We start from the raw sequence: 18537 nt of genomic DNA on the forward strand, positions 1-18537 counted from the left end.
GTAGATACAGCAGCGAAGGCTCTCCAAGAAGCGATGGAAGAATTGCGGAAGAAACCGGCAAAAGTTCCGGAGGAAGAAAGCGGAACAACAAAACCCGACGGCAGTACAAATATAAATCCGGATAGTAATACGAATGTGAAACCGGATAAAAATCAGCCTGTAAAAACAGGAGATGCACAGATGCCGTTTGTATTTGTTCTTGCAATGATGGCTTCAGCAGCAGGAGTTTTTGTGATAAAACGTAGAAGAAAAGAAGATGAATAGAGATTAATATAAAAACAGGGACTTGAAGCCCCTGTTTTTATATTGGAAGAAAATATATTGTATTCATCTGTGGAAACTCAAGTCTAACCGAATCACGATTTTTTTAAAGAAACATATAATACAGTAGATAAAGTGTGAAGGGAAGAGGAGTAATGGATTATAAATTACCTTATTATATGGCGTACCCAATGCCTTTTGAATATGACGATGAAAGAAAAGAAAGGCAGGATATGGAATATATGAAAAGTCTATATCCAAATGCAGTAAAAAGGATACTTCCGTTTGTGGAAGATGAGTGTGAGAGAATGGAATATGAGGGAAGTATGATTTATGATGAATATCCCGATATGCTTGGCATACGTTTGATGTGCAATCGCATTTGTGAACGGGTGAAAGCAATGGATAGGAGAGAGGATATTGAAGACGAGTTAGAAATGCAGCAGAAAAGACAAAATAATCGGGGAAATATTAGAGATATAGTAGAAGTTTTATTGTTAAATGAACTGATGAAGAGAAGAAATGAACATCGAAGACGCAGAAGAAGGTTTTATTGATATGGACGATTGGTATGCAGTGTGCTAGAATAAAAAAGACAGTAAGCGATAGAATTATGGAGATTACTGTCGAATTTCTTTTTTTATTCATTTTGAAAAAGATTTTACAAATAAAGATTTTGTGTTATAATAAAAACATACTATGCTTAAAATTAGAAAAGAACTAGAAGAGAAGAAAATTAACATAGAAACAGGAATAAATATCCAGTAATCGAGGTGCAATATGGAGCAATATATTATAAAGGGAGGAACACCGCTGGTTGGGGAGGTACAAATCGGTGGTGCTAAAAATGCAGCGCTCGCAATACTTGCGGCTGCAATTATGACAGATGAAACAGTAACAATTGATAATTTACCTGATGTAAACGATATTAACGTATTGTTGGAAGCAATGTCAGGAATAGGTGCAACAATCCAAAGAATCGACCGTCATACAGTGAAGATTAACGGTAGTGGAGTAAGAGATTTCAGTATTGAATATGATTATATTAAGAAGATTCGTGCATCTTACTATCTCTTAGGAGCATTATTAGGTAAATATAATAAGGCAGAGGTTGCCCTTCCGGGTGGTTGTAATATCGGAAGCAGACCGATAGATCAACATTTGAAAGGATTTAAGGCAATTGGAGCCGATGTTATTATTGAGCATGGGAAGATTATTGCTGAGGCAGAACAGTTGAAAGGAACACATCTTTACTTTGACGTGGTAAGTGTGGGAGCGACAATTAATGTGATGATGGCAGCAGCGATGGCTGAGGGAACAACAATTATGGAAAATGTGGCGAAAGAACCTCATGTAGTAGATGTTGCAAACTTTTTGAACAGTATGGGTGCGAATATTAGAGGTGCAGGGACGGATGTGATTAAAATTAAAGGGGTTCCGAAACTTCACAAGACGGAATATTCTATTATTCCGGATCAGATAGAAGCGGGAACATTTATGATGGCAGCGGCAGCGACAAGAGGAGATGTCACGGTTATGAATGTTATTCCGAAACATTTGGAGGCAACTACGGCAAAATTAGTAGAAATCGGTTGTGAAGTGGAAGAGTTTGACGATGCAGTTCGTGTTGTTTCAAAGGGAAGACTGAAACATACACAGGTGAAAACATTGCCATATCCGGGATTTCCTACAGATATGCAGCCACAAATGGGAGTGACATTGGCATTATGTTCAGGGACAAGTACGATTACAGAAAGTATTTTTGAAAATCGTTTTAAATATTTAGATGAACTGGCGAGAATGGGTGCAAATATTAAAGTAGAAGGTAATTCGGCGACAATTGAAGGTGTAGAGAAATTCTCGGGAGCAAGAGTGAGTGCACCGGATTTAAGAGCGGGAGCGGCGCTTTGTATAGCAGGACTTGCAGCGGAAGGAATTACAATTGTAGACGATATTGTTTACATTGAAAGAGGATATGAAAGATTTGAGGAGAAATTAAGAAGTCTTGGCGGTGTAATTGAAAGAGTTGCAAGTGAAAAAGAAATTCAAAAATTCAAATTTAAAGTAGGGTAGAAAGTTAGGGAGATACTTCATAGTATCTTCCTTTTGTTATTATGCACAAAAAATATGCGGAGTATAAAATAAAATTGGTTTTTTTATCGAATATCTGCTATAATGAAGAAAATATTGCGAAAGTGAGAAAAATAATGAAAAGAAAAAAAAATTGGCTCAAATTAGGTGTTTTAGTATCGATAATAAGCATTTCGATTTCAACTGTACCTTATCAAAAACAGGTGCAGGCAAAGACAGAATATGTATATGCACAGAAGAAAGAAACTCAAAAAGTCTCTGCAAAGGAATATAATACAATTGCATTAGACTTTGTTACTTCATTAAAACCTGAAGATTTTCAAACTTGGGATCAGTCACTTGGCGAGATGACGGAGAAAGAGGCGGCTGAAATCAAAACATTTTTGGAAACAACAGTTATCAAAGATGAGAAAGACGATTACCGGAAAGCAAAGAAAATTTATGAATGGATTACCAAAAATATTCGTTATGCAAGACCACAGGATCCAAATGTAGGATTGCGACCATATGACGTATTTAAGTATAAAGTGGCTGTCTGCGGAGGGTACTCAAACCTTTATAAAGCGATGCTGAACCTTGTGGGAATTCCGGCAATCTTAGTTACAGGAGATACAACATCGGGAGCGCATGCGTGGAATATGGTCTATACTGACGGAAAATGGTTTTTCTCAGATAGTACATGGGGAACTTCCGATCCCAAAAACTTTGATTATGGGTTAGAAGAATTTTCTAAAAGCCATACATCCGTTGATTTACAAGGAGTATCTGCTGTTGATGAGAATGGAGTTATTTTAGGATTTCATAAAGGACTTGCAGTTTTGGGGATAACAGGAGGAGAGAAGACGATTACTGTTCCGGAGAAGTTCAATGGAATGGATGTGACCTCTGTCTCTGAGTCAGTATTCTCAAGCAAATATGGAATGGAACATCTTGTTGTAACAGAAAAAGTAAATAATATAGAAGATGTAAATCAGTCAACGACATTGAAAAGTATAACTGTGGCTAAGGAAAATCAAAACTATACATCTAAAGACGGAGTGTTATTTACAAAAGATTTGTCTAAAATTTTAATTTATCCATATCAGAAAGAGGATATAAGTTTTGTTATTCCAAAAGAAGTGCAGCACTATGATGAGAAAGAAACTTTTCAAAATCCATATGTAAAGGAACTTTTGGTGGAAGAAGGAAATACAAAATTTTCTTCTTATGATGGAGCAGTTTATAATACGGATCAAACTATACTGTTTACAGTTCCGGAAGGAAAAGAAAAAATTTATGTGGCAGGGACAGTAAAACTGGATAATATTGCTTTGAATGGAAAGAAAAATTTAAAAGAAATTGTGTTAGAAGATGGTATTACCAATATTCCTTCGTATGCATTGAATGGTTGTGGTAGTCTTACTAAAATTTATATCCCGAAATCTGTAGAAGAGATTATGCAGGACTCTTTTACAGGAGTAAATATGGGAGGACTTACAATTCTCGGTGAGAAAGGAAGCGCAGCAGAAAAATTTGCGAAGGAACATCAAATTCGATTTATAGATGTCAGAGAAATTGAAATTAAGATAGAAGAAACAAAAGAGTTAATTCAGAAGGCAAAAGAGTATGACGATTCTTCCGTATATACAGAAGAAAGTATAAAAGTACTTCGTGATGCGATTGATGAGGCAGAACAGATAGTAGGACAGAGTGATGTGACGGTTGAACAGTTGAATAAGGCAATTGAAAATCTGAACAGTGCTATCACAAACATGGAAAAGATAAAAGAAGAGCCGGAAGAACCGGATGTGCCGGTTGTTCCTGAAGCGGTAATTGCCAAGAAGAAAGAGGCAAAGGAATTGGTTGTGAAAGCAAAAACATATGACAATCTGACAATATACACAGAGGAGAGCGTGAAAGAACTTCGCAGTGCAATACGCAGTGTGGAAGACTTACTTGAAAAAGATAATGTGACAGTAGAAGAGTTGGAAGAAGCAATGGACAACTTAAATTCTGTTATTGACGGTATGAAAAAACTGGAAGAACCAAAGAAACCTGAAGATACTGAAGAGCCGAAGAAACCGGAAAACCCTTCAAAAGAAGAAACATCGGAGCAAGCCAGTTCAGAAGTTCCAAAGACATCAGATGTATCAACACCGGCAACGGCAGGGCTGGGAGCAATGCTCAGTATGGCAGTTATTGCATTTTTGCAGAGAAGAAAGAAATAATTAAAAGTTGCTATATTTGAAGGAGAGGAAAAGTAAATGAAAAAGAAAAGAGTGATGGCACTCTTGCTTGCAGCCACATTGACTATGGGAAACATATCTTCTATAAACACAGTGCAGGCGGCAGGCGGAGAAACTGTACAAACGCAGGAATTTTCAGAAAAACGAGGAGTAGAAACAAACCTTGCACTAAACCGTCCCGCAAGAGCATCAAAGTATTTAGAGGCGACAGATGGAAATCCTGCAAGATTACCGAATCTTGCATTTGACGGAAAAGGAGATAATACAACAACCGATGGATTGAATAGCCGCTGGCAGAGTGGAGATGATGATACATTTACAGAACAGTGGATAGAAGTGGATTTAGGAAATTCGGCAAAAGTATCCGATGTGACAGTGAAATTTTTTGCAAAATTATATGGAAGTTTTGTTATTGAAACTTCAGACAATAATGGAAGTAATGCGAAGTGGACAGAAGTTGGAAAGTTAGATATTCCTTCAGGTAACGATGCAAATATTACAAGAAAAGTAGATCTGACGAAAAATGGACAGCCTACAGAAGTTTCAAGATATATTCGTCTTCGTTTTACTTCTGCTAATCAGAATGCGGCGAAAAGAAGTATCGGTGTTTATGAATGTGAAGTGCATGGAGAATTAGATAGTCCTGATAAACCGAATACAGTGACGGGAAATATTGCCAGAGGGAAAAAAGTAACTGCATCAGGTGTAGAGGCAGAAGCACCACAGTTTAAACCGGAATTGGCTGTAGATGGAGATAAAACAACAGATACATCAAGGTGGTCTGCACCGAAAATGAAAAATGGAACAACTGCGAACCAAAATCAGACAATGCAATGGTTTGAAATTAACCTTGGAAATGAAGTGACAGATATTACAAGTATTGATTTAACGTTCTTTAAAAAAGTATTTGCAACAGATTTTGTGATTAAGACAAAAGAGAATAAAAATGATGCTTGGAGAGAGCCTGTCGCAACGTTTAAATGTGACCCTTCAAGTGATGCTAAGGAAGAAAATAAAAAAGTAAGTATTACAATTGTAAAAAATCTGAAGAAATATGTACGTTTTGAATTTAATAAGGTAAATACAAGTGCGGGAGGAAACAGTGTTTCAGTACGAGAAATTGAAATTAACGGAACGCAGGTGCAAGTGCCATCTACACCGGAATCCGCACAGGAAGTTATGGATACGGTAAAAGGCTTAGATGCAATTACGACAGATATGACAGAAGTGCCGCTTCCTGCTGTTTCGGAAGGATATGAAATTCGTGTAGTTGGAAGTGAATTTCCACAGGTTATTACAGAGGATGGGAAAATTACAAACTATAATATTTACGATTACAATAACATGGAAATTATGTTGGAGGTTGTAAATAAGGAAGATGAAAATGACAAGGCACAGAAAACGTTCCAAGTATCTGTACCAAAAAAGACACAGAAACATACGAATCTTTTTCCACAGGTAGCCAAACAAAATGCAGAACCGAAAGTTATTCCAAGTATTCAAGAATGGTACGGTTACAATGGTGATGTGAAATTAGGGGAAGATTCCCGCATTATTGTAAAAGATAATGCAAACTTAAATGTTAATAAGATTGCAAAACAGTTCCAAAAAGATATGAAAGAAATCACAGGAATGGAACTTGCTATTTCCAATGAACACAGTGGAGATGCAAACGACATTGTTATTGAATCGATGAAGGAAGATACCTATTGCCTCGGTGAAGAAGGATATTTATTGCGTGCAGATGATAATGGAATTCATATTATGGCAAACGGCTACAACGGTTGTCTATACGGTGCGATAACATTAGAACAGGTATTATATACGCAAAAAGGAGAGTTTACTTTCCCGAAAGGTGTGGCTAGAGATTTTTCAAAATATGAAGTGCGTGGTGTTATGATTGATATTGCTAGAACACCATACCGTATGGATGCGTTGGAAGATATTGTAAAAGCATTGTCATTCTATAAAATTAATGAAGTGCAATTCCATTTAAATGATAACCGTCATGTGCCGGGAGATAAAGATAGGGATAAATATGAGCATTGGAAAGATGTGGAGGGTATGTTCCGTCTGGAAAGCGATACATTTCCAGGGTTAGAAACAACTCCGAAAAAAGATGAGTATTATAATGAAGTGTATGGAGGCGCTCCACAATATTCAAAAGAGGAATATAAAAATCTGCAGAAAATGGCTATGGATTATGGGATTAACCCGATTTCCGAGATTGATGCACCGGGACATTCACTCCTTTTTACAAAATATGTGAAGAACAATTTGGATGAACTCAAGAAAAAGGTTCCGGGAATTACAACAAACATTAATGCAGATAAAGATTGGGAACTTTTGGCAATGACAGGTCCGAAAAAGGATTCTGCGTTTGCGTTTATGGATGCGTTGTTTGATGAATATTTAGATGAAAATGTATTTTTAGGAGATACAGTCAACATAGGTGCGGATGAATACTGGAACATAACGAATGAAGAAAGAAAAGGTGTACAGGAATATATCCGACAGACAGCGGACAATGTTAAAAAGCATAACAAAAAAGTGCGTATGTGGGGTTCAACAAAACAATTTTTTGCAAATCAAGAAGATAAAGCAAAGGAATATAACGATATTGAAATTGATTTTTGGTCAAACTCTTGGGAAAATGCACAGAATCGAATTAAACAAGGATACAAAGTTGTAAATGTAGACTCTTTCCACTTATACGGAAATCCGGGTCGAGATAAAAGAGATGTGGTTAATGTAGAACATATTTTTAATAATTGGAATCCAACCATCATGACGGGAAGCAATGACGTAAAAAAATCTGAACCAAATCTTCTCGGTGCCAAAACTGCTCTTTGGGCAGACATTAGTGATATGGGGGTTACGGAAAGAGATAATTTTGAACGTATTTTACGTCAGGCAGCCGTACTCAGTGAAAAAACATGGGGTGGAACAGATGCAACACAGACATTTGAAGATTATAGTTTTAAATATGAAAGATTACAACAGGGACCGGGCGTGTCTTTAGGAGGAGATATAAAGAGCGAAACAGGACTTGTTTTAGACTATGATTTTGAAAATGTAAAAGACGGAAAAGTGTATGATGCCAGTGGAAATGCTTATAATGGAAAAATTATAGGAGCAAAAGTAGAAAAAGAAGACGGAAAAACATGGTTAAAATTAGATGGAAACGGAAAAGTGGAAACAGGACTTCGCTCAGTAGATTACCCATATACAGTGCAATTTGATTTGAAACTTCCGAAAGATGCAGCAGGTCAAAAGGATATTTGTCTTTTTGATGGAAGAGATGGACGCCTGACTGTAAAAGAAAAAGGAAATTTAGGATTAAATCGTTCTTACTTTAATCAGGACTTTGGATTTAAACTTCCAAAAGGGGAAGATGTACAGTTGACGGTTGTAGGTACACAACAGGTAACGAAGTTATATGTAAATGGAAAGTTTTCTAAGGCGTTACTGAGAACTTCCAATTCAGAAACAGATTATGCACATCTTCTTTCTACATTTGTATTCCCTCTTTCTACAATCGGGGAAGGACTAAATGGTAAAATTGCAGATATTAAAGTGTATAACAAAGCGTTGTCACCTGAGAAAATTGACGAGATTTCAAAAGGAAATGCTGTAAAAGAATTGAATGTATCACAGGCAACAGCAGTAGCGGGAACAGCACAACACAAAGGAGACACAGGTCAGGACGTAGACTGGAAAAAACTACGTGTGGGTTGGAAAGCGATTGACGGTGATGGAAATACATTAGACGGGAAGCATGATACAACAGTTAGTGAAAAAGATTCTTATTTTGAAGGTGCTTATGCAGACAGTTCTTTTGCAGTGGATATGTTAAAAGAACAACGGATAAGTAAACTTGTATTGCAATGGGACAGAGCACCTCAGAGTTTCAAGATTCAAACATCAATAGACGGAACAACGTGGACAGATGTGAAGACGCTTACAGGAGAGAGTGTAAATACAATTGTATTTGAAATGCCGTTAAACACACGTTATCTGAAGATGCAGGGAGTAAGTCTTCGTAATAATGAAACATTTAAGTTAAGAGAGTTTGAGGCATATGAGTCTGTAGACAAAATAGAGTTGGGCAAACTGGTAAAGGATGCAGAGAAAAAACTTGCAGAACTTGGTGTGACATTTGCTGACAGAAAAGGCTATGATGCTTTGGTTGAGGCATATGCGGAAGGAAAATCTTTATATAAAAATGCTCTTGCAGAACAAGAAAATGTAAAGGCAGCAGAAGAATTATTGGCAGATGCTTTGACAAATATTCCTGAAAAAGAAGAAAAAGTAACAGTTACATTTGATGTCGATGGAGAAGAAACATCAGTAGAACTGGAAAAAGGTAAGGTGTTAGGTGACAATTTGCCGGAAAATCCAGTAAAAGAAGGATTTACATTCAAAGGCTGGAATACGGAAAAAGACGGTACAGGGGTAGAAGTGACGGCAGACACGGTTGTCGGAGGAAATATGACAGTGTATGCAGTATTTGAAAAAAATTCTGAACCAACTGATCCGGAAAATCCAGACAAGCCAGATCCGGAAAATCCAGATAAGCCGGATTCGGAAAAACCGGTCAAACCAGACCAAAATAAACCTTCAGGAGAGAAACCGACAGTGAAACCGGATGAACAGAAGCCTGTTAAAACAGGAGATACACAGTCACCGGTATGGTATTTGGGACTTATGGCGGCAGCAGGCGCTGTTGTAATTAGCAGAAGAAAGAAAAAAGAAGACTAAAATTCTTCTAAAAATACAGGTTGACGTAACCTGTAAGTAGTGTTATGATAGTCAGCGTAACAAACATATGTATTATATAGAAACTTTCTCTTATTCAGAGTGGTGGAGGTAAAAGGACTGATGAAGCCACGGCAACCCCTTGTTACAGACAGGAAGGTGCCAACCTGAGCGAGTAATCGAACAATAAGAGGATTGATTTATAAAAATATAAACAGTCCACTTTTGTGGGCTGTTTTTTTGCGGAAAAATGTAAAAATGCGATGCTCCGCGAAGAAATCCCGAAAAGAGAAAGTAAAAAAGAAAGGAAATGGAAATGGAAAGATTATTATTTACATCAGAATCGGTAACAGAAGGACATCCGGATAAGATTTGTGATCAAATTTCAGATGCTGTTTTGGACGCATTAATGGAACAAGATCCAAACAGCCGTGTAGCCTGCGAAACAGCAATCACAACAGGGCTTGTTTTAGTTATGGGAGAAATTACAACAAATGCCTATGTAGATATTCAGAAAATTGTAAGAGAAACAATTAACGAAATCGGTTATAATCGTGGAAAATACGGATTTGATGCGTATACTTGCGGTGTTATTACAGCGATTGATGAACAGTCATCAGATATTGCAATGGGTGTTGATAAAGCATTGGAAGCAAAAGAAAATAAAATGACAGATGAAGAAATCGAAGCAATCGGTGCAGGCGATCAGGGAATGATGTTCGGATATGCGTCAAACGAAACAGAAGAACTTATGCCATATCCAATTTCATTAGCTCATAAAATGGCATTACAGTTGACAAAAATCCGTAAAGACGGAACACTCACATATTTACGTCCGGACGGAAAAACACAGGTTTCCGTAGAATATAATGAAGAAGGAAAGCCGGAAAGATTAGACGCAGTCGTGCTTTCTACACAGCATGATCCGGATGTAACACAGGAACAGATTCATGAAGACATCAAAAAACACGTATTTGATGTAATTCTTCCGAAAGAAATGATTGATGAAAACACAAAATTCTTCATCAATCCTACAGGACGTTTTGTAATTGGCGGACCACACGGTGATAGCGGTGTTACAGGACGTAAAATTATCGTAGACACTTATGGCGGAATGGCTCGTCATGGCGGCGGAGCATTCTCGGGAAAAGACTGTACAAAAGTAGACCGTTCAGCAGCATACGCAGCACGTTATGTAGCGAAAAACATTGTTGCAGCAGGAATTGCAGATAAATGTGAAATTCAGTTATCATATGCAATTGGAGTTGCACAGCCGACTTCAATCATGGTAGATACATTTGGAACAGGGAAACTTTCAGAAGAAAAATTAGTAGAAATTATCAGAGAAAACTTCGATTTAAGACCGGCAGGAATTATTAAAATGTTAGACTTACGCCGTCCGATTTATAAACAGACAGCAGCGTACGGACATTTTGGTCGTAATGACTTAGACTTGCCATGGGAAAAATTAGATAAAGTAGAAGACTTGAAAAAATATTTATAAATGTGTCGAAACTGTGAAAGGGGACGTAGTAAAATTAGAAAATACTACGTCCCCTTTCACAGTTTATAAGAATTTTATAAATGTTTATAAGCGTTTTGGTGTAGAACGGAAAATACCATGATATAATGTACACGCAAGCCTTGAGGTCAGGGCAAGGAAAACGAAAGGGAGTGTCCGTTTGAAGTTAAAAACGAGATTAATTACAGCATTTGTAACGGTCAGTGTTTTACCGATTTTGTTGACGGCAATTATTATTTTTGGACTGAGCCAGTACCAGATTAATGCAATAGAGGAGAACTACGGAATTACAGGGACAACGTACAAGAATTTTTCCAATTCGGTGCAGGTGATGAACAGTCTGACAGAGAAACCGTATCACGAGTTGAAGGAGGTTGCTTCGGAAAATCCGGGCAAACTAGATGATATTACTTATTTGGAAGAGATAAATGAGAAACTTCTTTCTAAAAATTCATATCTTATTGTAAGACATAATAAGAAAATCATTTATATCGGCGGGGATGCCGAGAAAGCAAAGCAAATGATTTATCAACTGCCGGAGTATGGGGAACATGATTCTACATCTGAAAACGGAGTGTACTATGGGAATGCACAATCTTTAGTGAAACAGATTGATTTTAAGCAGTCAGATGATACGTTGGGGAGTGTTTTTCTTGTGACGGATGTAAGTGATGTGATTCCTGAAGTACGTCAATTGATTACCGATACTTTGCTAGCGATTATTATTATTTTGGTTGTGACAGCCGCTCTGCTTATTTTCTGGATTTATAAAGGGGTAACAGGACCACTTGGGAAAATGCAGAAAGCAGCAAAGAATATTAAAGAGGGAAATCTTGAGTTTCAGTTAGAAGCAGAAACGGATGATGAGTTGGGACAACTTTGTCAGGATTTTGAGGATATGCGGAAACGTTTAAAAACAAATGCAGAAGAGAAACTTCAGTATGATAAGGAAGGGAAAGAGTTGATTAGCAATATTTCTCATGATTTAAAGACTCCGGTTACAGCGATTAAGGGGTATGCGGAGGGAATTATGGATGGTGTTGCTGATACGCCTGAAAAGATGGATAAATACATCCGTACGATTTATAATAAGGCGAATGAAATGGATAGGCTTATTAATGAATTGACTTTTTATTCAAAGATAGATACGAACCGCATACCATATAATTTTAATACAATTTCAGTGAATGATTATTTTGATGATTGTGCTGAAGATTTATCGCTGGAATTGGAATCAAAAGGAATAACTTTTGGGTATTCTAATTATGTGGAAGGCGAACAGAAAATTATTGCCGATGCGGAGCAGTTGAAAAGAGTTATTAATAATATTGTAACAAATTCAATTAAGTATATGGACAAAGAACATGGGCATATTAATCTTCGAGTGAAGGATGTTGGAGATTTTATCCAAGTGGAACTCGAAGATAATGGAAAAGGAATTTCTTCCAAGGATTTGCCGAATATTTTTGACAGATTTTACCGAACGGATGCATCACGAAATTCTTCTAAAGGAGGAAGCGGAATAGGGCTTTCCATTGTGAAGAAAATTGTGGAAGAGCATGGAGGTAAAATTTGGGCGACAAGTAAGGAAGGAACAGGAACAGTCATGTATTTTGTTATTAGAAAATATCAGGAGGTACCGATAAATGAATAGAATTTTGATTGTGGAAGATGAGGAAGCAATTGCTGACTTGGAGAAAGATTATTTGGAATTAAGTGGATTTGAAGTGGAAGTGGCAAACGACGGTGAAATCGGATTGACGAAGGCGCTTGGCGAAGATTACAATTTGATTATTTTGGATTTGATGCTTCCGGGTGTAGACGGATTTGAGATTTGTCGTCAGGTTCGCAGTGAGAAAAATACGCCTATTATTATGATTTCTGCAAAGAAGGATGATATTGATAAAATAAGAGGACTGGGACTTGGGGCTGATGATTATATGACAAAACCATTTAGTCCAAGTGAACTTGTTGCAAGAGTGAAAGCGCATCTTGCACGATATGAGCGCCTTATCGGAAGCACGATGGAAGAAAATAAAGTGATTGAGATAAGAGGACTTAAAATAGATACAACAGCAAGACGCGTGTGGGTAAATGGGGAAGAAAAAACATTTACGACAAAAGAATTTGATTTGCTTACATTTTTGGCAAGTCATCCGAACCATGTTTATACGAAAGATCAGTTGTTCAGTGAGATTTGGGATATGGAATCTATTGGGGATATTGCAACAGTAACGGTTCATATTAAAAAGATAAGGGAGAAAATAGAATTTGACACATCAAAACCGCAATATATAGAAACAATTTGGGGTGTTGGCTATCGCTTCAAAGTGTAGTATACTAATCAAAGCAAATACATTATGTATTTGCTTTGACTATGTAGAAATTTGTTAGAATGAGGGGAATGGCTTGTGAAGGAACGAAAGAAAAGTATAAGATTTAGTACAATGCAGTTGATTGCAGCCGGATTTTTAGGCACCATCCTTTTAGGTGGTGTCTTATTGTATTTACCGGTGTGTAATACAAAACCGATTCAATTTACGGATGCACTGTTTACGGCAACGTCAGCTGTATGCGTGACGGGACTTGTGACGATTGTGCCGGCAACACAGTTTACGGTGTTGGGTAAAGGGATTCTCCTTGTATTGATTCAGATTGGAGGATTAGGAGTTATCGCCTGTACATTTTCATTCTTTTTGATTTTGAAAAAGAAGATTACGCTGAGGGAACGTATCATTATTCAGGAAACTTATAATATGGATACATTGAGTGGTCTTGTAAAGTTTTTGATTAAAATTATTAAAGGAACTTTTATAGTGGAGGGAGTAGGAGTAGTATTGTTTTCTCTTCAGTTTGTGCGGGAGTACGGATTTGTGGAAGGGGTGTGTTATTCGATTTTTCATTCCGTTTCTGCTTTTTGTAATGCAGGCATTGATATTTTAGGGAATGGAAGTTTTACAAAATATGCTGCTAATCCTCTTATTAACTTTACAACGATGTCATTAATCATTGTCGGCGGTATTGGTTTTACCGTTTGGGGTGATGTGTTGAAAAATGTATTTGAAGATTTTGGAAAAGAAGGGTATTCTGTTAAAAAAATATTTACTAAGTTGACATTACATTCTAAAATTGCCATTAGCATGACGATTGCACTGATTCTACTTGGTACGGTCAGTTTCTTTGTGTTGGAATATGCAAATCCCGAAACATTTGGAAATATGACACTCGGGGAGAAAATAATGGCATCCGGATTTCATTCAGTTTCAACGAGAACGGCCGGATTTGCCACTGTTTCGCAGTCGGGACTGACAAACGGTTCGAAACTGATTACCTGTCTTTTGATGTTTGTGGGAGGTTCTCCGGCAGGTACGGCGGGCGGTGTAAAGACGACAACAGTTGCTATGCTTATATTAACGTGTCGCTCTGTTATTAAGGGAGGAAGAGATACGGAATGTTTCGGACGAAGAATTGTGGAAGATAATATCCGAACGGGACTGGCAGTTATTTTTCTTTCGATGGGATTTCTTATCACAGGAACGGTTATTGTTTCGGTGTTAGAACCTAATGTGGAATTTATGCGTATTTTATACGAAACAACATCGGCAATGGGAACGGTAGGGTTAAGTGCGGATTTGACGCCACAACTGGAAACGGCAAGCAAATATGTTATTATGATGTTAATGTATATCGGACGAATCGGACCGGTGACGATGGCGCTAATTTTTGGCAAAGGACATACAAAAGATAGGGTAAGAGAATTACCGGAAAAACGTATTTTGGTAGGATAGGAGAGAAGAAAAATGGGAAGACAATATGCAGTGTTTGGATTAGGGAATTTTGGAAAAAGCGTGGCTCTTTCTTTGGAACGGCTTGGCTGTGAAGTTCTTGTAGTGGACAAATCGATGGAGAAAATTCAGGAAATTTCCGATGAAGTATCTTATGCAATGCGTGCGGATATTGAGGAAGCAGAGGTGATGGAAACAATTGGTGCTAGAAATTTGGATGGGGCAGTTGTGGCACTTTCTGAAAATCTTGAGGCAAGTATCGTTGCGACTATTATGGCAAAAGAAACAGGAATACCATATGTTATTGCAAAAGCGCAGACAGAATTGCAGGGAAGAATTTTGAAAAAGGTCGGAGCAGATGTAATTGTTTATCCGGAAAAAGAAATGGGGATTCGTATTGCAAGAGGAATCGTAGCGACAAATTTTGCGGAATGGATTGATTTATCTCCTGAATACAGTTTGGTAGAGTGGAAAATACCGGCAAAATGGGCAGGAAAAACTTTGTTGGAACTGCGTATTCGAGAAAGAAAAGGTATTAATGTTGTTGGAATTATTCAAGACGGTAATGTTAATCTTTCTTTTGAACCGACAGAACCTTTGCCGGAAGATGGAATTATTATTCTGATTGGCTCAAATAAAGTATTGCAAAAATTGAAAGAGGAGTAGAAAAATGATAACAAGCACAGGCAATGCACAGGTGAAAGAATTGTTACAATTACAAAAGAAAAGTAAGGCGAGAAATGAGAGGAATGTTTTCATTGTAGAGGGCATAAAAATGTTTTCAGAAGCACCTCGAAATCGTATTGAAAAAGTGTTTATATCTGAAACACTATTTAATAGGAAGAAACAGGAATTAAATTTGGATGGATTAAAGGTGGAAATTCTGTCGGATAAAGTCTTTTCGCACGTTTCCGATACAAAAACTCCTCAAGGAATTTTGTGCATTGTAAGGCAAAAAAAGACAAAATTGGAAGGAATTTTCGCACAAAATCCAGCACATCTGATGATTTTAGACAATTTACAGGATCCGGGGAATTTGGGGACAATTGTCAGAACAGCAGAAGGGGCCGGGGTGAGTGGAATTATTTTAAGCAAAGATTGTGTAGATATTTATAATCCGAAAACAATTCGTTCTACGATGGGATCGATTTATCGAATGCCGTTTTTATATGTGGAAGATTTGGAAAATACAATTGATGAAGTGAAAAAACAAGATATAAAAGTATATGCTGCACATCTACAGGGAAAAAATAATTATGATGAGGAAAATTATAAGATAGGCTGTGCTTTTTTGATTGGAAATGAGGGTAACGGACTGCGTGATGAAATAGCCGAAAAGGCTGATATTTGGGTGAAAATTCAGATGCAGGGGCAAGTAGAATCATTGAATGCGGCAATCGCTTCATCCATATTGATGTTTGAAGTCTGTAGACAGCGAAGATAAATTTTTTAAGACATAGGGGTTGACAAGTAAATCTTTTAGTGTTAGTATGCTCCAAGACGGATTTGTAACAAATTTGTAACAAATCGTAATCAAAACGCATTATTTGGGTATAATAATATTAACAAATCAAACCAGATAATGACTCAGGAGGTTATATATGAAACGAGAGATTATGAAAGTGACTGTATGTCTTTTACTTACAACCTGTCTTACTGTGCCGGCTGTATTTACAAGTGAAGCGGCAGATGCACAATCAGAAACTCAGGGGATTGTAGAACTATTGGGAGATAAACCGGTGTTAGATGATATTACTGCAAATTTACCGGCAGCAGCATCTGTTGCGGTAGAAACACAGGAATTTAATCAGAAAGCATTGGTAAATACAGACGGAGAAATGTCAGTCTATGCAACGGCAGATGAGAACGGTACAGTTTCAGGGAAAGTATACCGCAACACTGTTGTGCATATTGAAGAAGCAGGAGATACATGGTCTAAAGTTTCTTCAGGGGATGTAGTAGGATATATAAAAAATGATAATCTTGTTCTTGGAACAAAAGCGGTGGAGAGAGCAAAAACTGTATGCCCTGCAAAAGCAACAGTAAACGGAAAAGAATATACTGTTGTAGATACAGACGGAAAACAGTTGACATTAAAAGGAACAGGCAACGAACAGATTACTGTAGCCGCAGCTGATGTAAAAGTAACAAGAAATACACAGAACGGAAAAACAATGCAGCAGATTGCGGAAGAGGAAGCAAAAAAGAAAGCCGAGGAAGAAGCGAAGAGAAAAGCGGAAGAAGAGGCAAAAAGAAAGAAAGCGGAAGCAGCCGCTGCGGCCGCTTCACAGAAAAGAAATGCTCCGATGTCTGTATCGACAAGTGATAGAGATTTGATGGCAGCGATTATTTATTGCGAAGCAGGTGCAGAGCCATATCAGGGAAAAGTTGCAGTTGGTGCTGTTATTATGAACCGTGTGAGAAGCGGAAGATTCCCAAATACAATTTCAGGAGTTATTTATCAACGAGGACAATTTGGACCGGCGATTACAGGAAAATTGGGACGTGTACTTGCAGCAGGAAAAGCAACAGCAGAATGTTATAGAGCGGCAGATGCAGCGTTGGCAGGAGAAAATCCTATTGGAAATCGTTTATATTTTGGAAATGGAAATACAGGATATAAAATTGGAAGTCATTACTTCCACTAAGAAGACAAGAGAGGTTAGTTTGAAACTAACCTCTTTTTATGTTGACAAAAGTGAAAATGCCGGATAAAAGAGAATCGGCAAAAATTGGTTTGCATAATTGTGTTGTAATTATGGAAAAACATAAAGGGATATTTGAAGTTTTTAAGGACGATAGTACATTTTCTATAAGACTTGCTTTTCCGATAATCAAAACATAATAGTTATTATTTTTCTTGAAAAGCAAAATAGAATATAGTAAAATAAATAAACAAAAACAGTATTTTCAGAAAACAAGGAGGGGTTTTTATGTACTACGGAAGTGGTGGAATTGGAATGGGCGCAATTGTAGGGATTGTTCTGTTAGTTCTAATCATACTGATATTGATTTCCTGTATCAAGGTTGTTACACAGGCACAGGCGCTCGTTGTGGAAAGATTAGGAGCTTATCAGGCGACATGGGGCGTAGGTTTACATTTTAAAATACCGATTATTGAGCGTGTGGCAAGAAAAGTAGACTTAAAAGAGCAGGTGGCAGATTTTCCGCCACAGCCTGTTATTACAAAAGATAATGTCACAATGCGTATTGATACGGTTGTATTTTACCAGATTACAGACCCGAAACTTTTCTGTTATGGGGTAGCCAATCCTTTAATGGCGATTGAAAATCTGACAGCGACAACACTTCGTAATATTATCGGTGATTTGGAATTAGACGAAACACTGACTTCAAGAGAAACGATTAATGCGAAGATGCGTGCCTCTCTCGATGTAGCAACTGACCCTTGGGGAATTAAAGTAAATAGGGTAGAGTTGAAAAATATTATTCCTCCTGCTGCTATTCAGGATGCAATGGAAAAACAGATGAAGGCAGAACGAGAAAGACGTGAAGCTATTCTCCGTGCGGAAGGTGAGAAAAAATCTACAATTCTCGTTGCAGAAGGTAATAAGGCATCTGCAATTCTTGACGCCGAGGCAGAAAAACAGGCTGCAATTTTAAGAGCCGAGGCAGAAAAAGAAAAAATGATTAAAGAGGCTGAAGGTCAGGCAGAGGCAATTCTTAAAGTACAGCAGGCGAATGCAGACGGTATCCGTTTCTTGAAAGAGGCCGGAGCAGATGAAGCCGTATTAACGATGAAGAGTCTTGAAGCGTTTGCGAAAGCAGCGGATGGAAAAGCGACTAAGATTATTATTCCGTCAGAAATTCAAAGCGTTGCGGGTTTGGTAAAATCCGTGACAGAAATCGGTACAGATAAATAAGAAGACAGGAG

13 protein-coding genes and 1 riboswitch are annotated in these 18537 nt (G+C 37.6%); all 13 genes read left to right on the forward strand.

Features of this window, described 5'->3' with window-relative positions:
* On the forward strand, positions 1-264 hold a 264-nt coding region (locus tag ACYPXO_RS00755), incomplete at its 5' end, for an LPXTG cell wall anchor domain-containing protein (protein ID WP_459638834.1).
* Positions 265-416: 152 nt separating this feature from the next.
* A complete protein-coding gene (locus ACYPXO_RS00760; protein WP_459638835.1) occupies positions 417-818 on the forward strand; it encodes a hypothetical protein in 402 nt (133 codons plus the stop codon).
* A 223-nt stretch (positions 819-1041) separates the two neighbouring features.
* Positions 1042-2334, forward strand: a complete 1293-nt coding sequence (locus ACYPXO_RS00765) for a UDP-N-acetylglucosamine 1-carboxyvinyltransferase (RefSeq protein ID WP_459638836.1) — start codon at positions 1042-1044, stop codon at positions 2332-2334.
* Positions 2335-2468: 134 nt separating this feature from the next.
* Complete coding sequence (locus tag ACYPXO_RS00770; protein WP_459638837.1) at positions 2469-4559, forward strand: transglutaminase domain-containing protein; 2091 nt, start codon at positions 2469-2471, stop codon at positions 4557-4559.
* 36 nt (positions 4560-4595) lie between these two features.
* Entirely contained in the window at positions 4596-9338 is a 4743-nt protein-coding gene (locus ACYPXO_RS00775; RefSeq protein ID WP_459638838.1) for a discoidin domain-containing protein, read from the forward strand.
* An 87-nt stretch (positions 9339-9425) separates the two neighbouring features.
* Positions 9426-9528: riboswitch (SAM riboswitch) on the forward strand.
* A 123-nt stretch (positions 9529-9651) separates the two neighbouring features.
* The gene (metK, locus tag ACYPXO_RS00780) at positions 9652-10839 is read left to right on the forward strand and encodes a methionine adenosyltransferase (protein WP_459638839.1); all 1188 of its coding nucleotides are present in this window, start codon (positions 9652-9654) and stop codon (positions 10837-10839) included.
* Positions 10840-11017: 178 nt separating this feature from the next.
* The gene (locus tag ACYPXO_RS00785) at positions 11018-12511 is read left to right on the forward strand and encodes a sensor histidine kinase (protein WP_459638840.1); all 1494 of its coding nucleotides are present in this window, start codon (positions 11018-11020) and stop codon (positions 12509-12511) included.
* Positions 12504-13193 (forward strand): response regulator transcription factor, encoded by a 690-nt coding sequence (locus ACYPXO_RS00790; RefSeq protein ID WP_459638841.1) that lies wholly within the window; start codon positions 12504-12506, stop codon positions 13191-13193. Before ACYPXO_RS00785 ends, ACYPXO_RS00790 begins: the two co-directional genes overlap by 8 nt.
* A 75-nt stretch (positions 13194-13268) precedes the next feature.
* Positions 13269-14645, forward strand: a complete 1377-nt coding sequence (locus tag ACYPXO_RS00795; protein WP_459638842.1) for a TrkH family potassium uptake protein — start codon at positions 13269-13271, stop codon at positions 14643-14645.
* Between the two features lie 12 nt (positions 14646-14657).
* Entirely contained in the window at positions 14658-15308 is a 651-nt protein-coding gene (locus tag ACYPXO_RS00800) for a potassium channel family protein (protein WP_459638843.1), read from the forward strand.
* 4 nt (positions 15309-15312) lie between these two features.
* Complete coding sequence (locus tag ACYPXO_RS00805) at positions 15313-16086, forward strand: TrmH family RNA methyltransferase (protein ID WP_459638844.1); 774 nt, start codon at positions 15313-15315, stop codon at positions 16084-16086.
* A 157-nt stretch (positions 16087-16243) separates the two neighbouring features.
* Positions 16244-17290: a cell wall hydrolase gene (locus tag ACYPXO_RS00810; RefSeq protein ID WP_459638845.1), complete on the forward strand. Its 1047-nt coding sequence runs from the start codon at positions 16244-16246 to the stop codon at positions 17288-17290.
* A 285-nt stretch (positions 17291-17575) separates the two neighbouring features.
* Positions 17576-18526, forward strand: a complete 951-nt coding sequence (locus tag ACYPXO_RS00815) for an SPFH domain-containing protein (protein WP_459638846.1) — start codon at positions 17576-17578, stop codon at positions 18524-18526.
* Positions 18527-18537: the final 11 nt, after the last annotated feature.

It is taken from the genome of Faecalimonas canis, assembly GCF_054601575.1.

Coding starts and splice junctions, on each gene's coding strand:
- metK (WP_459638839.1), top strand. CDS start 9,652: ATGGAAAGATTATTATTTACATCAGAATCGGTAACAGAAGGACATCCG.
- ACYPXO_RS00765 (WP_459638836.1), top strand. CDS start 1,042: ATGGAGCAATATATTATAAAGGGAGGAACACCGCTGGTTGGGGAGGTA.
- ACYPXO_RS00810 (WP_459638845.1), top strand. CDS start 16,244: ATGAAACGAGAGATTATGAAAGTGACTGTATGTCTTTTACTTACAACC.
- ACYPXO_RS00775 (WP_459638838.1), top strand. CDS start 4,596: ATGAAAAAGAAAAGAGTGATGGCACTCTTGCTTGCAGCCACATTGACT.
- ACYPXO_RS00800 (WP_459638843.1), top strand. CDS start 14,658: ATGGGAAGACAATATGCAGTGTTTGGATTAGGGAATTTTGGAAAAAGC.
- ACYPXO_RS00760 (WP_459638835.1), top strand. CDS start 417: ATGGATTATAAATTACCTTATTATATGGCGTACCCAATGCCTTTTGAA.
- ACYPXO_RS00805 (WP_459638844.1), top strand. CDS start 15,313: ATGATAACAAGCACAGGCAATGCACAGGTGAAAGAATTGTTACAATTA.
- ACYPXO_RS00770 (WP_459638837.1), top strand. CDS start 2,469: ATGAAAAGAAAAAAAAATTGGCTCAAATTAGGTGTTTTAGTATCGATA.
- ACYPXO_RS00790 (WP_459638841.1), top strand. CDS start 12,504: ATGAATAGAATTTTGATTGTGGAAGATGAGGAAGCAATTGCTGACTTG.
- ACYPXO_RS00815 (WP_459638846.1), top strand. CDS start 17,576: ATGTACTACGGAAGTGGTGGAATTGGAATGGGCGCAATTGTAGGGATT.